Origin of the sequence: Paracoccus sp. UBA5162, from assembly GCF_002413585.1 — a bacterium.
Taxonomy (GTDB): domain Bacteria; phylum Pseudomonadota; class Alphaproteobacteria; order Rhodobacterales; family Rhodobacteraceae; genus Paracoccus.
The window spans coordinates 1-13,136 of the sequence record NZ_DHXG01000001.1 but is presented as its reverse complement, the minus strand read 5'-3'; the positions used below and the strand labels follow the sequence as shown (position 1 = coordinate 13,136).

Annotated in this window: 14 protein-coding genes; 3 read left to right on the top strand and 11 right to left on the bottom strand. The window is 64.5% G+C overall.

Translation table 11 applies throughout. The features are described from left to right. The 7 genes from B4A72_RS00070 to B4A72_RS00040 all read right to left on the bottom strand — a co-directional run. A partial coding sequence (locus tag B4A72_RS00070; RefSeq protein ID WP_292956838.1) for a YjbH domain-containing protein occupies positions 1–752 on the bottom strand: 752 nt, incomplete at its 3' end. A gap of 128 nt (positions 753–880) precedes the next feature. Then, positions 881–1,642 carry a hypothetical protein gene (locus B4A72_RS00065; protein ID WP_292956841.1) on the bottom strand — a complete coding sequence of 254 codons (762 nt, stop codon included), beginning with the start codon at positions 1,640–1,642 and terminating at the stop codon, positions 881–883. A gap of 267 nt (positions 1,643–1,909) precedes the next feature. Beyond that, positions 1,910–2,875 carry a cation diffusion facilitator family transporter gene (locus B4A72_RS00060; RefSeq protein WP_292956844.1) on the bottom strand — a complete coding sequence of 322 codons (966 nt, stop codon included), beginning with the start codon at positions 2,873–2,875 and terminating at the stop codon, positions 1,910–1,912. Positions 2,876–2,905: 30 nt separating this feature from the next. After that, positions 2,906–3,592, bottom strand: coding sequence for a ZIP family metal transporter (locus B4A72_RS00055; RefSeq protein ID WP_292956847.1), 687 nt, complete (start codon positions 3,590–3,592; stop codon positions 2,906–2,908). Next, on the bottom strand, positions 3,589–4,200 hold the full coding sequence (locus tag B4A72_RS00050) for a cation transporter (protein ID WP_414692173.1): 612 nt from the start codon (positions 4,198–4,200) through the stop codon (positions 3,589–3,591). The genes B4A72_RS00055 and B4A72_RS00050 overlap by 4 nt, the downstream gene beginning before the upstream one ends. A gap of 188 nt (positions 4,201–4,388) precedes the next feature. Next, positions 4,389–5,879 (bottom strand): alkaline phosphatase, encoded by a 1,491-nt coding sequence (locus tag B4A72_RS00045; protein ID WP_292956853.1) that lies wholly within the window; start codon positions 5,877–5,879, stop codon positions 4,389–4,391. 147 nt (positions 5,880–6,026) lie between these two features. Beyond that, positions 6,027–6,455: a MerR family transcriptional regulator gene (locus B4A72_RS00040; RefSeq protein WP_292957053.1), complete on the bottom strand. Its 429-nt coding sequence runs from the start codon at positions 6,453–6,455 to the stop codon at positions 6,027–6,029. Positions 6,456–6,978: 523 nt separating this feature from the next. On the opposite strand from B4A72_RS00040, the gene lspA reads away from it, so the two are divergent. Then, positions 6,979–7,455: a signal peptidase II gene (gene lspA / locus B4A72_RS00035; RefSeq protein ID WP_292977923.1), complete on the top strand. Its 477-nt coding sequence runs from the start codon at positions 6,979–6,981 to the stop codon at positions 7,453–7,455. Here the strand turns inward: lspA and B4A72_RS00030 are convergent. Both B4A72_RS00030 and B4A72_RS00025 read right to left on the bottom strand, forming a co-directional pair. After that, entirely contained in the window at positions 7,446–7,958 is a 513-nt protein-coding gene (locus B4A72_RS00030; protein WP_292956859.1) for a L,D-transpeptidase family protein, read from the bottom strand. The two genes, lspA and B4A72_RS00030, sit on opposite strands and share 10 nt — an antisense overlap. 64 nt (positions 7,959–8,022) lie before the next feature. Further along, positions 8,023–10,209, bottom strand: a complete 2,187-nt coding sequence (locus B4A72_RS00025; protein ID WP_292957056.1) for a heavy metal translocating P-type ATPase — start codon at positions 10,207–10,209, stop codon at positions 8,023–8,025. Between the two features lie 431 nt (positions 10,210–10,640). On the opposite strand from B4A72_RS00025, the gene B4A72_RS00020 reads away from it, so the two are divergent. After that, positions 10,641–10,913 (top strand): hypothetical protein, encoded by a 273-nt coding sequence (locus B4A72_RS00020; protein ID WP_292956862.1) that lies wholly within the window; start codon positions 10,641–10,643, stop codon positions 10,911–10,913. Between the two features lie 55 nt (positions 10,914–10,968). Here the strand turns inward: B4A72_RS00020 and B4A72_RS00015 are convergent, their stop codons facing one another. Both B4A72_RS00015 and B4A72_RS00010 read right to left on the bottom strand, forming a co-directional pair. Continuing rightward, positions 10,969–11,628, bottom strand: a complete 660-nt coding sequence (locus B4A72_RS00015; RefSeq protein ID WP_292956865.1) for a L,D-transpeptidase — start codon at positions 11,626–11,628, stop codon at positions 10,969–10,971. Between the two features lie 327 nt (positions 11,629–11,955). Continuing rightward, positions 11,956–12,240, bottom strand: a complete 285-nt coding sequence (locus tag B4A72_RS00010) for a metal-sensitive transcriptional regulator (protein ID WP_292956868.1) — start codon at positions 12,238–12,240, stop codon at positions 11,956–11,958. Between the two features lie 132 nt (positions 12,241–12,372). Here B4A72_RS00010 and B4A72_RS00005 point away from each other — a divergent pair. After that, the coding region (locus B4A72_RS00005; RefSeq protein WP_292977924.1) for a DUF305 domain-containing protein at positions 12,373–13,136 on the top strand (764 nt) is incomplete at its 3' end.

Below are 13,136 nucleotides of genomic sequence, written 5' to 3'. Positions count from 1 at the left end.
CCGGCCTGATAGGCCTCGCCCCAGCGGTAATAGGCGCCAAGGTTCAGCTTGCTGCCGGGATCCTTGTTGCCCTGCTGATAGACCACGCCGTTGCCGCGACGGGCGATATAGGTGTCGTTGGAATATTCCGCCACCAGCGACAGGCGGTCATTGACCTGCCAGCTGACCGAGCCGAAGGGTTTCGCCCCGCCCGAGAACCATTCATCGGCGTTCAGTGTGCCGCCTTGGCCGCTGTCGTCGAAAAGGCGCGGCTTTCCCGCCAGCGTCCCCCAGCCAAGGCCGGCCGAAACGCGAACCTTCGGCGTCACGCTTTTGGTGGCGACGATGTATTCGCCCGAATAGACGCCGGTGCCCAGAAAATCCTGAAGTCCCACGGCGACGGCGGGGCGCCATCCCTGTTCGCCCAGAATCTGATAGCGCATATCCAGCGACCGGTCCGAGATGAAGTCCTCGTTTCGGTAGTCGCTGACCCCGTTCACCCGGGAATAGCGCAGAACCGTGGTCAGGCCGGGCAGGACCTGAAAGCCGACATTGGCGCGCCGTCCGAAATCCGACCACGAGATGGCGGCGCTGAGCGAGCCGTCCGGCATCACCTCGGCGGTTGGCGTGTCGATGCCGCCGGGCAGGCCATAGGTGGACAAGGTGCGGCCCAGCAGCGGTTCGGCCACGGCAGTCGAACTGACCGATCCCAGCACCATCGCGACAGGCAGCGTCGTCACCAGAAGGCGGCGGACAAGCGGAGATCGGCGCATCGGGTCAGCTCCTCCCATTCGGATTCGGGCGATCATAACGATGCCGCGGCTCGATTGCATCCCGCCAGCGGCAGATCGCGGACCGGGTGCGGCTTCCGGGTCGCAGGTCGCGGGCCGTCGCAGGTCACTCACCGGGTCGGGGTGTCGGTCGATGCGTCGCCCGAAACGCTGGGCGGCGTCGAGGGAAGCCGCAGCGCGGGGGCGGGAACGCCGCTGCTGCCGGTGCCGCCGCCCGCCTCTGATCCGGCCGAGGCGTCCGGCGCGGGCGGCATCTCGCCCGTGCCTTCGCTTGCGGCCGGAGTTGCTGAGGCGGCGGCGGGCCTGGGTGCAGGCTTGGTCGAAGCCGGTTTGGGGGCCGCGGCACGGGCGGCTTTCGGCGCCGCCGGGGCCGGGGCCTTGACGGCCGCGACGGCCTGGGCGACCTCGGCCGATGCGGGCCCCGCGCAGCCGCGGTTGGTGCGGCCCGAGACGGTAAGGGCCGCGGTCATCGGGAAACGCTGGCCGGACATGTCGTCACGACAATCATCGCCGCGTACCGTCAGCACGAAGGGCCGTCCGCCCAGCACGCCGATATACTCCACGCCTTCGGCGAAGGCGATCCGGTTCACCCGCACGGCGCGGCCCTTCTGGTTGTCGGGCGTCCGGTAGATCGCGGTCGAGCCCGCTGCATCCACGGCCCAGAACGGCTCGTTTCCGCGGGCGCTGAAGGCGGCGGTGTTGTAGGTCTCGGGGTTGACGGTCGCGACCGGTGTCTTGCCACCGCCCGTCTCGATCGGCGCCTCCAGCGGCGAGACATCGGGCGGCCCCTTGTGACCCTGGGCCGCGGGTTCCTGCTGACTGCCCGAGCCGGGCAGGCCGGTGCCCTCGCAGGCGGCCAGCGTCAGGGTCATGGATGCGATGAAAGCGAGACGCGAAAACATCGGGCGGCCTTTTCAGTTTGTTGGATCACTGCTGCCCAAGCGTTAGCAATGCCACGTCGCCGGAGCAAGCGCCGCGACCCATTGCCGCATCATGGCGGCGGGCTGCCGCCGGTGGTGGCCGGGCGCAAACTCGGCCCCGGACCGGACCGGCCGAACGGCTTGATGCGGACAGGCTGCGGACCCTCACGGTGTTGAGCCATCGTGTCTAGGCTTCGCAGGTCACGCCGATGATGCGCCTCATGCGCTGTCGGCGTTTCCGTGACCATGGGGCTTGCCCTTGTCGTCAGCATTGTGGTGTCCGTAGAGATCGGCGTCATCGTGGGCGCGGTCCTCGTGCTCGAACTCCAGACTGGAATGGGTGATGCCGAAATCCTGTCTCAGCCGGTCCTTGATCGCGGACTTGATGCCTTCGCTTTCGTCCCATCCCTGGGCGGTCAGGACGACGTGGCAGTCCAGCGCGACCTCGTGTTCCTGCATCTGCCACAGATGGACGTGATGCAGGTCCGCAACGCCGTCGACGTCGCGCATCGCCCTGACGACCGCCTCGTTGTCGATGTCGGGCGGGCTGCCCAGCATCAGCGTCCGTGCCGGGCCGCCGATTTCGGTGAAGGCCAGATAGAGGATATAAAGCGCGATGCCGATGGTGATGGCCGGATCGACCCACCGCATGTCGTAGAGGATGATCAGCGTGCCGCCGACGACGACCGCGACCGAAGCTGCCGCGTCCGAAAGGTTGTGCAGGAAAAGCGCGCGGATGTTCACGCTGCCCTTCATCATCGAATAGGTCAGCATCGCCGTCAGGGTGTCGATCACCAGCGCGATGCCCCCCAGGATGACGACCGTCCAGCCCTGCACCTGCGGGGGGTCGATCATCCGCATCCCGCCTTCGTAGATGAGGTAGAATCCGATCAGGATCAGCGTCGTGTAATTGATCAGGGCCGCCACGATCTCGATCCGGCCATAGCCGAAGGTCATGCTGGCATCGGCCGGCCGGCGGGCGATCTTGCGGGCCGCGAATGCGATCACCAGCGACGCCATGTCCGAGAAATTGTGCAGCGCGTCTGCAATCAGCGCGAGACTGCCCGAAAGAATGCCGCCGACGATCTGCGCGACGGTCAGGATCCCATTGGCCCAGATCGCGATCGATACCCGACGATCGCCTGAATCGGGGTCGATATGCGGGTGGGCGTGATCATGCGGCATGATGGATCCATCTTCTGGCGGGACGGTTCATCACATCACTTCCTCAAGCGCCAGCAGCAGCAGGAAGCCGACGAAGAACATCGCCGCGACCCAGGGCCGGTCGGGTATTTCATGGGCCTCGGCCAGCAATTCCTCGGTCACGAGGTAAAGCAGCGCGATCAGGCCGAAGCTGAGAAAGGCAGTAATATACTGGTCCGGAAACCCGGCAATCGGTGTCGCGACCAGCGCGCCCAAGGGCAGAAACACCAGCAGGGCCACGACGGTCAGGATGATCCTGATCCGCGATTGCGTCGTCTTTGACAATTCCGTGACAATGGCCAGCCCCAGGAACAGAATCTCGACGCTCAATGCGATCGTCAGCAATATTCCGGCCTGCCCGCCTGCCGCGAAGGCGATCCCCAGAACCAGCCCGTCGATCAGAAGATCCACCCCGACCAGTGTCAGGAAACCGGCCGGCCCCTTGATGACCCGTTCCAGCTGACGGATCCCCAGCATGACCGCGATGCCCGCGAATCCACCGATGATCGTCACGAACGGAGACCCGCTATGGGCGATATCCGGCATGATTTCACCGGCGGCGGCGGCAAAGACCACGCCTGCGGCAAAGTGCTGGATGGCGCTGACAAGGACCGCCCCGGGCCGCAGGTTGACCGCGATGACCGCCGCCAGCAGCGTGACGGCGGCGGGAATCAGGGTATAGGCCCAGGCGGCGTTCATCCTTCGTCTCCATGCACTGCCTTGTGATGCTCGCCATGGGCATCGCGCAGGATCTTCACGCCGCCCCACAGGAACACCCCGGCGATGCCGACGCCGACGGCCAGATCGGGCCAGTTGTCACCCAGCCACCAGACCAGTCCTCCGGCAAGAAGGATGCCGCCATTTGCGGCAAAATCGTTCCAGCTGAAGGTGTTCGCGGCCCGCACATTGACGTCGGGTTCCTTCAGCCGTGATAAAAGCCAGACACAGATCACGTTGACCACGGCCGCAATCACCGACATCGCGATCATCAGCCCGCCCAGCGGTTCGGACCCGGCGTAATAGCGCCGGACGGCATCGACGAGGACGCCGACCGCGAACAGCAGCAGCATTCCGCCCGAAACGTTGGCGGCCGCCCGCTTCCATTTGCCGGCGCGTGACACCGCGAACAGGCTGATGGCGTAGACGACCGTGTCGGAGGTGTTGTCCAGCCCGTTGGCGATAAGACCGCTAGAATCCCCGATCGCGCCGGTGACGAAGAATCCGATTGCGATGGCGAGGTTGAGCAGCAGAACGATCCACAACACACGGCGCTGCTGTTCGTTCTTTTCGTCGATCGTCTCGGCCAATTTTCCTGTCCCCATGCGACGTTATGGTTCGGGGAACGCTACGGGCCCGGAACGGGTTCCGGCTTGGCGCGTGGTTCGCCGGTCCTGCCGCACAGCCGGATGCGCCCGGCCGAAGGGAAGGCGGCGCCCGTTTTCGGGGCGCCGCCGTCGAAGTCGTCCGGTTTGACGCGCTTGCGCGACCGCCGCGGCTACTGTCCTTTGATCGCGTAGTTCATCACCGAAAAGATCTCGTTCTGCTCCATCACGCCGCCGAACAGATGCGCCCAGGGACCGCGCGCGAACAGCGCCACGTCTTCGCCGGAATGGGTTTCGGAACTTGTCGGCAGCAGCGCCTGCTGCATGTAGTCGCGTCCCTCGGCCTCGTCCGCCGAAACCTCGGGCCGGGATCCTGACCAGGTGCCGTCGGCCTGTTCCTGCATGACCGAGCCCGGACCATTGAGATATCCGGCGACGGTATAGGGCTTGCCATCATCGCCCAGTGCCGGTTCGGCCAGCGCCTCGGTGCCGGCCTCGTCGATCTGCCTGCAAAGGCCGGTGATCGAGGAGCCGCGGCCGCAATAGCCGTTGAAGGCGATGGCGTGTTCGTGGTCGGCGGTGACGATGATGAGCGTGTCTTCGGGATTTGTCAGTTCGATGGCGCTGGCGACCGCATCGGCGAAGGCCTTGCCGTCCGTCACCGTGCGATAGAGATTGCCGCCGTGGTTGGCGTGATCGACCCGGCCGGCCTCGACCATCATGTAAAAGCCCTGGTCGTTCGCGGACAGCGCGTTGATCGTGGTCGCGGTCATTTCGGCAAGCGAGGGCTCGCCGCTGCGATCGGCCTCGTATTGCATGTGGCTGGATTCGAACAGCCCGAGGATCGGCGCATTGCCGCTGGCCTGGAGCGCGGCGAAATCGTCGCTTGCGAACACCACCTGGGCGCCGGCGTCCCGCGCCTCCTGGACAAGATCGCGCCCGTCGGTGCGGCGGCCCGGCTGACCCTCGGCATCGGTTGCGTCCTGGGGAAGGAAATGCCTGCGACCGCCGCCCATGGCGACATCGACGACGCCGTTCTTCATCTGGTCAAGAAGCTGAACCGCGATATCGGGCTGGGCGCAGCCTTCGGGAATGTCGGAATTGTCTTCCCAGTCGCGGTTGGCGGTGCGCGCATAGACCGCCGCCGGCGTGGCATGGGTGATGCGCGCCGTCGAGACGACGCCAACGGACTTGCCTTGCTCGGCGGCGATTTCGGCAAAGGTGCGGACGCCGTTCTCAAGTCCGGCCGCGCAGTCGCTGACGGCGACGTTTTCAGTGACGTTGATCAGATCGTTTTTCGTCTTGATGCCGCTGTTCATCGCGCTTGCCGTGGGGGCGGAATCCGGGGTCTGCCCGTTTGTCGAATAGGTCTTGATCAGGGCGACATTGGGAAAAGCCTCGAACGGCTGGACATAATCGTCGCCCAGCCCGCCCTGCTGCTGACCGGCAAAGAGCCGCGAGGCATAGTTCGTGCCGACACCGTTGCCGTCGGCCACGAACAGGATGACGTTTTTCGCACGCTTGGTGTTGGGCTGGTTGGCAAGCCGTTCTTGCAGCGCCTCCTGGGCCTGCTGATACCAGGGCGACGACGCCTGCGGCAGGTTCTGCGCATTTGCGACGCTGGCGCCAAGGATTGACGCGACTGCCCATATCGATCCACGCATCTCGGTCTCCATCGATGTTGTTCGCCCGTGTTCTAGTCGGGCAGTGCGACATCTTCGTGACCATTCGCAGATGACTGCCATGAATGGGGGTGCATCAGGAGGATCAGCGTTCGAATCCGGGCCCGGCGCTGACCGGCAGCGGGCCTGTCAGGCGCCCATCTGGTCGTGCTGGGTGAGACATTCGGTGTGGTCGCGCAGCACCTCAAGCACCCGGCAGTCGGCGGTGCGCCCGCCGCTGCATTCGTGAACCATCCGCTTCAGTTCGGTGCGAAGCGCCTTCAGGCGCGCAAGGCGCTGTTCGACCTGTTTCAGCTGACGGCGCGCGATCGCATCCGCCTCGTCGCAGGATTTGTCGGGATGGTCGCTGAGATCCAGCAGCTCGCGGATCACGTCCAGCGGAAAGCCGAGCTGCCGCGAGTGGCGGATGAAGGACAGGCGGTCGAGTTCGGCATCGCCATAGCGCCGCTGCCCGCCCCCGGTCCGGCCCGGTTCCGGCATCAGCCCGATCTGTTCGTAATACCGGATGGTCTGCACCTTGGTGCCGGTCTTTTTCGCCAGACTGCCGATCGTCAGCATCATCGCCTCCGTAAAAGGTAAAGTAGTTGTAGGTTTCGAGCGACGGATTTGCAAGTGCCGGCTAGCGGGCGCGCGTGACGTGTTGTCGCAGCAGCCGTGCTTGAACCTCCAGCCACCAGAGGCTTTATGCGACAAGTCGAGCCGGGAATCGGGCCGCGGCCATGCTGTCGGGCGTCCGGTCGCGGCGCCGGGCATTCGCGGGCACCCTGGCGCGCCCGGCCTCGCCGGTCCGGAAATGCCCTATGGTTCAAAGGGCGCCGGTCGGCTAGAGGGCCGTCAGGCTGGTGATGTCCTTCGGGTCCGGAACCATCGACCGGCGAAGGTCTTCACGGGGTTTTCGAAAGGCTGAACGGGCAATCTGGGACAAACACGATCATGGAATTCCCTTCTCCGAACGGGCCCGGCTTGGTTGGAAGCCTTGCCGACCGATCGCTTTGCGGCAGCCGCCAGAACAGGGTGGCAACGGGTCTGTCCGCCGATTTCGATCTGAGGCCGTTTCTGGACATCTGGTCAGGATAAGATTATGGAAAAAAACAAGAAATCACTGACGATCGGAATCGCCGCGGCGCTTTTCGCGCTGGCAGCCGATCAGGCGACCAAGGCGCTTGTCGTCGCCAAGGCAGCCGCGCTCAGTTCCGGCGTCGCCGTCTTTCCCGGCTTCAACCTCGTCTTTTTTCGCAATGACGGCGTGACCTTCGGTCTGCTCGGCGGCGCGCCGTGGTGGAGCCTGGTCGCGGTGGCGCTTGCCGTCTGCGTCTGGCTGGCGGTTCTGATGGTGCGAACCCCCAGCCGGGTCGAGGCGCTGGCCTATGGCACGATCATCGGCGGCGCCGCCGGCAATATCGTCGATCGCCTGCGCCATCGGGCTGTGACGGATTTTCTGGATGTCTATATCGGCGCGGCGCATTGGCCCGCCTTCAACCTTGCCGACGTGTTCGTGGTCAGCGGTGTGGCGCTGCTGTTCGCGGCGCCATGGCTGAGCGGTCGGGCTCAGGCGTAGATGTCGATGGGCGTGCCGTTCTTCACCATGGCATAGATTTCCTCGATCTGGGCATCGGTGACCGAGATGCAGCCGGCGGTCCAGTCGCGCACATTCTCCGGATCGATGCCGGGACGCGGGCCGCCATGAATGAAGATGTCCCCGCCCGGAGACCGCCCGCGCGCCTCGGCAAAGGCGATGTCGGCCTCGTTGGGATAGGAAATCCCGATCGACAGGTGGAACAGGCTCTCGGGATTTCTGCGGTCTATGATATAGGATCCCTCGGGTGTCCGCCCGTCACCCTCGAACTGCTTGTGTCCCTCGGGTGCGAAGCCCAGCCCGATCGGATAGGTCTTCAATACCCGCTCCTTGCCATCGAGGAAAAGCAGCCGCTGCGCCTTGTACATTCGCAGCCGCGTCACTTCGGGCCCGCTATAGCTGCGGAACTTGCTGGCGCAGGCGGACAGGAAGGCAACCAGTCCCGAAACCACAAGCGCGCGTCGTGGAAGTTTGAAATTCGTCATGACGCGACGCTCCTCGTGTTCGGTTCCGGTTGCCTTCCAAGGCAAGCGGGGCGGGCCCGCCGGTTCAATGTCCGGGGGCAAGAACGCCGTCGGAAACCGGCCTGGCGGCGGGTTTTCCGCCCGAAGGCCTGGCGTCGGTCCGGTGCCCGTTCAGCAGTCTCAGCGCGTTGGCGACGACCACCAGCGAGACACCGACATCGGCGGCGATCGCGCCCCACATCGAGGCCATGCCAAGCACGGTCAACCCGACGAAAAGCGCCTTGGTCGCAAGCGAGATGCCGATGTTCTGGCGGATGATCCCCATGGTGCGGCGCGAATGGCCGATCAGCCACGGCACCCGGCCGATATCGTCGGTCATCAGGGCGATGTCCGCCGTCTCGATCGCCGCGTCCGAACCGACCGCGCCCATGGCGATGGCATAATTGGCCCGTGCCATGGCCGGCGCATCGTTCACCCCGTCGCCGATCATGGCGACCATGTCGTGCCGGGCGACCAGTTCTTCGATGGCCGTGACCTTGTCTTCGGGCAGAAGCTCGGCGCGGACCTCGTCGATGCCGACTTCCGCCGCGACCGCACGCGCGGTCCGTTCGTTGTCGCCGGTCAGCATGACGATGGTCTTCACGCCCTGTGCATGAAGCCGCGCGACGATGCCCTTCGCGTCCGGGCGGATGCGGTCGCGCAGTTCAAGGACGCCGGTGACCCCGGCCTCGTCTCCGACAGCCACAAGCGTGCTGCCCGCGCCTTCGATCCGGTCGCGCAATTCCTTGGGAATGATGCCGTCGAAGCCTTTTTCCTTGGCGAAGCGATCCGAGCCGAGCCAGACGGAACGACCGCCCGACCGCCCTTCGAGGCCGCGCCCCGGCACCGTCCGCGTATCATCGGCGGCAGAGACCGCGATGCTGTCGGCTTCGGCACGGGCAAGGATGGCGCGGGCCAGCGGGTGCGAGGACCGTGCTTCAAGTCCCGCCGCCACCGACATCAGGTCACGCGCCGAGGCGCCGCCCAGCGGATGAACCGCCGCCACCTCGGGTTCGCCCATGGTAATGGTTCCGGTCTTGTCCATCGCCAGGGCCGTGGTGCGGCCCGGCGCCTCGACATAGGCGCCGCCCTTGATCAGAACCCCGGCACGCGCGGCAGAGGTCAGCGAGGCGACGATGGAAACCGGGGTCGAGATGACCAGCGCGCAGGGACATGCGATCACCAGCAGGACGAGCGCGTTGTAGAACCAGTAGTCCCAGGCCCCGCCGAAGACCAGCGTCGGCACGGCCGCGATCAGGATCGCCAGCACCATCACGATGGGGGTGTAGATGCGGGCGAACTTGGCCACCCACTGCTCGACCGGTGCGCGGCGCGCATGGGCGTCGCCGACCATGCGTATGATCTTGGCCAGGACCGTGTCGCTGGCGGCCTTGGTCGCCCGAACCGTCAGCGTGCCCTCGCCATTGATGGTGCCGGCATAGACATCCTCGCCCGGTTCCTTCGGCACCAGCGCGCTTTCGCCCGTGATCGGTGCCTGGTTGACCGCGCCCACGCCCTCGGTCACCTCGCCGTCCAGGGGAATGCGGTCGCCGCCGCGCACCACGAAGCGGTCGCCCACGGCCACCTGGGCCGCAGGGACATCGGCCTCGGTCCCGTCATCGCGGATCACCCGCGCCGTCGGCGGCGCAAGATCCAGAAGCGCCGAGACCGCGTTGCGCGCGCGCCCCACGCTCCAGCTTTCCAGGTAGAGAGAGAGCGAGAAGAAGAAGGCCACCGTCGCCGCCTCGAAATAGGCGCCCAGAAGGATCGCGCCGGAAACCGCGACGATCATCAGCAAATTCATGTCCGGTGACATCCGCCGGGCCGAGGACCAGGCCTTGGGCGCGACCAGCCATGCGCCGAAGACGATGGCCAGGAAAAAAGCGCCGATCTCGATCAGCGGCATCGGTGTCTCGCCGTGGTCCGAAAAGATTCGCACCAGACCCGCAGTGCCGGATTCCACGCCATGCCAGATGAATCCCAGAGCCCAGAACCCGCCCGAAAGCGCGGTGAAGAATTTCTGCCGCTTCAGGTGCGCGGCCTGATCCTCGGCCGCGTTCTCGGAACTCCAGGGCCTCGCGCTCATCCCGGTGCTTGCAACCAGCTTGGTCACTTCGTCATCCGAAATCGTGTCGGCGCTGTCGAGAATGGTCATGCGACCATTGATGACATCGAAGGCCAGATGCTCGGCACCGCCGATCTTCGGGCCGACGACCTTGTTCAGGATCGCCACTTCCTCGACGCAATCGAGACCGGAAACCTGAAAGCTTCTTCCCGCCGCGGAGGAGGGCGGCGGCGCCGGGACGACGCTGCTTGCCGCCTGGCTGCCGCAGCAGGCGCCGCCGCCATGATCGTGGCTGTGGGCCTGAGCATGTGAATGGCCGGCGTGATCGTGCTTGTGATCTTGATCATGATTGTGATCGTGATCCTGTGCGTGATCGTGCTTGTGATTGTCGGATGGCATGAACTGACCTCGGGATTCGATGAGTTCAGCAGAAGATAGTCCCTACAGCAACTGTAGCTTCAAGGCATAATTCGGCCTTGCCGGAATTTTTCCTGTCCGTTCACACTCGACACAAACTTGACCGCTGGCAGGCTTGTGAGTCAGGGGTTCAAATGCAACAAGGATACCGACAAGGTTCATCACGCAGGAAAACGACCCAGATGAAAAGAAAACCTTACTTTGTCCTGGCGACGGTTCTGGTCAGCACCGCTTGCACCAGCATGACACCCAGAACGCAGGTTGCCGAAACCGCGCCCGACGCCCTTCCGCCCGAACTTTACGCGCTTGCCGCGCCGGGACAGGACATCGCCTCTGCGCGCCTTCTGCCGCAGGACAACTGCTATTGGTACGAACATCGCGGACAGGTCGAAACCACGCTTCTTCCCCTGACGACGGCCGATGGCCGTCCCATCTGCAGGCAACCGCGAGCCTGACCCCGCCGGGGCATAGGCCCCGGCCGGCGATCCGGGGATGGGACCGGCCCCGGCTTCAGGACGTCACGCTGTCCGAGGCTGAATACAGGAACGCGGTCGAGCCGAGTTCCACCAGCGGATAGAGATCGTTGATATGCACCATGACCATGCGCACGCAGCCGGAACTGGCGCGGCTGCCGATGCTTTTGGGGAACGGCGTTCCGTGGATGCGCAGCATGGTGTCCCTGTCGCCGACATACAGATACAGGGCGCGCGACCCAAGCGCGTTCTCGGGTCCGGGCTCCATCCCGTTTTCAAACTTCGCGTAGATTTCAGGCTCGCGTTCGATCATGTTCTGGGTCGGGGTCCAGTGCGGCCATTCGACCTTGCGCTTGATCGTGTAGACGCCCGGTTCATACAGGTCGCCGCGCCCGATCGCCACGCCATAGCGCATCGCGGTTCCGCCGGTCTCGATGTGATAAAGATATTTCGCCACCGCATCGACATGGATATCGCCCGGGACAAGCCCGTCATTCGCCACGACCCGCTGGGGCAGATAGCGCGGGTGCAGACCCCACGGATTGGTCGTGGCCGCATCATAGCCCGGCGGCGTGACCTCCGCGTCCCAGGCGGCCTTCTGGGCGGCATCCGGCCAGGTGCTGGCAAACAGGGGGCCAGATATTGACGCAGAGAACAATGTCGTGGTTGTCTGGATGAAGTGTCGTCTCGTCAGCATCTTTTGCCCTTCCTTGGTCGTTCGATATCGTCAATGCCTGTGACATCAATGAAGTGATCGTTGCCCAAAAGTCCAATACCCCTGCGGCAATCTCGATTTGGTCCCGTTCCGATAAAACCTGCAGCGGCCAGAGGTTCAACAAAAACTCGCGTGATCCGGGCATGAAGCTGAAAAAAATTTCAGACCTGTTGCCGCCGCCCTGGCCGATCCCCGTCCCGTCCTGGACAGGCGCCATGTCCGTGTCGCCTGGTCGAATTCATCCCGACGCCGGGAGACAGCGACGCCGATCTTGCCGCGGATCGGGCGCCGAAAGCCTGCGACACCATGTCACGTCCGCCCCTGAAGCTGCGTCTTTTGCAAGAGCGCGATCAACTCGTTGAACTTTGCGCGTTGTTCGTCCGGTTCGCCGCTGGCGATCGCGGCCTCGACGCAATGTCGGGCATGGTTTTCCAGAAGCATCCGTTCGACCCCCATCAGCGCCGAATGAACGGCCGCGGTCTGTGACAGGATGTCCACGCAATAGCGATCCTCCTCGACCATGCGGGCGATACCACGGACCTGACCTTCGATCCGCGCAAGACGATCGAGCGCGCGCTGCTTGTTCGGTTTCATCGCCGCCATCGTGGAACCCGATCCCCACCATGGGGTTTGGGGATACATATAGTGGGTATTGGTATAACGCAACGAAAAGGGGATCAATTCGTCATGAAGAAGACCAATGAAGGCCATGGGGGCGGGGGCGGAATGGGTTACGGCCGCTTTGCCGCGATGATCGCCACGTCGACGGTGGTGATGTTCGGTCTGATGTATCTCAACACCTATCTGCTTTCGCATGTGTTCTGGTCGGAAACGCGGGCCTACATGGCGCTGCTGATGGGGGCCACGATGGCGGTCATCATGCTGGCCTTCATGCTGTCGATGTATTCCAGCAAGTCTCTGAACATCGCCATTTTCCTGGGCGCGGGCGTGGTCTTCGGCGTTTCGCTGTGGCTGGTGCGCAGCCAGTTCACGGTGGGCGACACAAGCTACATGCGCGCGATGATCCCGCACCATTCGATCGCGATCATGACATCGAGCCGGGCCGATATCTCGGATCCGCGCGTGCGCAAGCTGGCCGACGAGATCATCTATGCCCAGGACAAGGAAATCGCCGAGATGCGGTATCTGATCGCCGACATCGAAGCCTCGGGCGATGCGACCCAGCAGGAAAATCCCCCGGCGGCCCAGGTCGTCAGCGTCGATCAGGCCCTGTCCTCGGCCGAGGTCAGCGTCCTTGATCCGGAATTCCTGACCAATGATGACATCGCGCAGATATTCCCGAACGGCGCGGCCTGCACCTTCACCTACACCGAAACCAGCCAGCCTGTCCTGGCGATCGGTCAGGATGGCGCGGCCCTGACCAAGATCAGCGGCAACTTGATCCGCCTGGACGCGGAGGATGCCGCCGCGGTCGCGACGGGGCCGGCCCTGACCACCGCGGGCATGGCCATGCGGGTCAGCGCGCCCGG

Excerpts from the sequence above, each read along its gene's own strand:
- B4A72_RS00065 (WP_292956841.1), bottom strand. The coding sequence starts at position 1,642 with ATGACCCTGACGCTGGCCGCCTGCGAGGGCACCGGCCTGCCCGGCTCG.
- B4A72_RS00060 (WP_292956844.1), bottom strand. The coding sequence starts at position 2,875 with ATGCCGCATGATCACGCCCACCCGCATATCGACCCCGATTCAGGCGAT.
- B4A72_RS00055 (WP_292956847.1), bottom strand. The coding sequence starts at position 3,592 with ATGAACGCCGCCTGGGCCTATACCCTGATTCCCGCCGCCGTCACGCTG.
- B4A72_RS00045 (WP_292956853.1), bottom strand. The coding sequence starts at position 5,879 with ATGCGTGGATCGATATGGGCAGTCGCGTCAATCCTTGGCGCCAGCGTC.
- B4A72_RS00040 (WP_292957053.1), bottom strand. The coding sequence starts at position 6,455 with ATGCTGACGATCGGCAGTCTGGCGAAAAAGACCGGCACCAAGGTGCAG.
- lspA (WP_292977923.1), top strand. The coding sequence starts at position 6,979 with ATGGAAAAAAACAAGAAATCACTGACGATCGGAATCGCCGCGGCGCTT.
- B4A72_RS00030 (WP_292956859.1), bottom strand. The coding sequence starts at position 7,958 with ATGACGAATTTCAAACTTCCACGACGCGCGCTTGTGGTTTCGGGACTG.
- B4A72_RS00020 (WP_292956862.1), top strand. The coding sequence starts at position 10,641 with ATGAAAAGAAAACCTTACTTTGTCCTGGCGACGGTTCTGGTCAGCACC.
- B4A72_RS00015 (WP_292956865.1), bottom strand. The coding sequence starts at position 11,628 with ATGCTGACGAGACGACACTTCATCCAGACAACCACGACATTGTTCTCT.
- B4A72_RS00010 (WP_292956868.1), bottom strand. The coding sequence starts at position 12,240 with ATGAAACCGAACAAGCAGCGCGCGCTCGATCGTCTTGCGCGGATCGAA.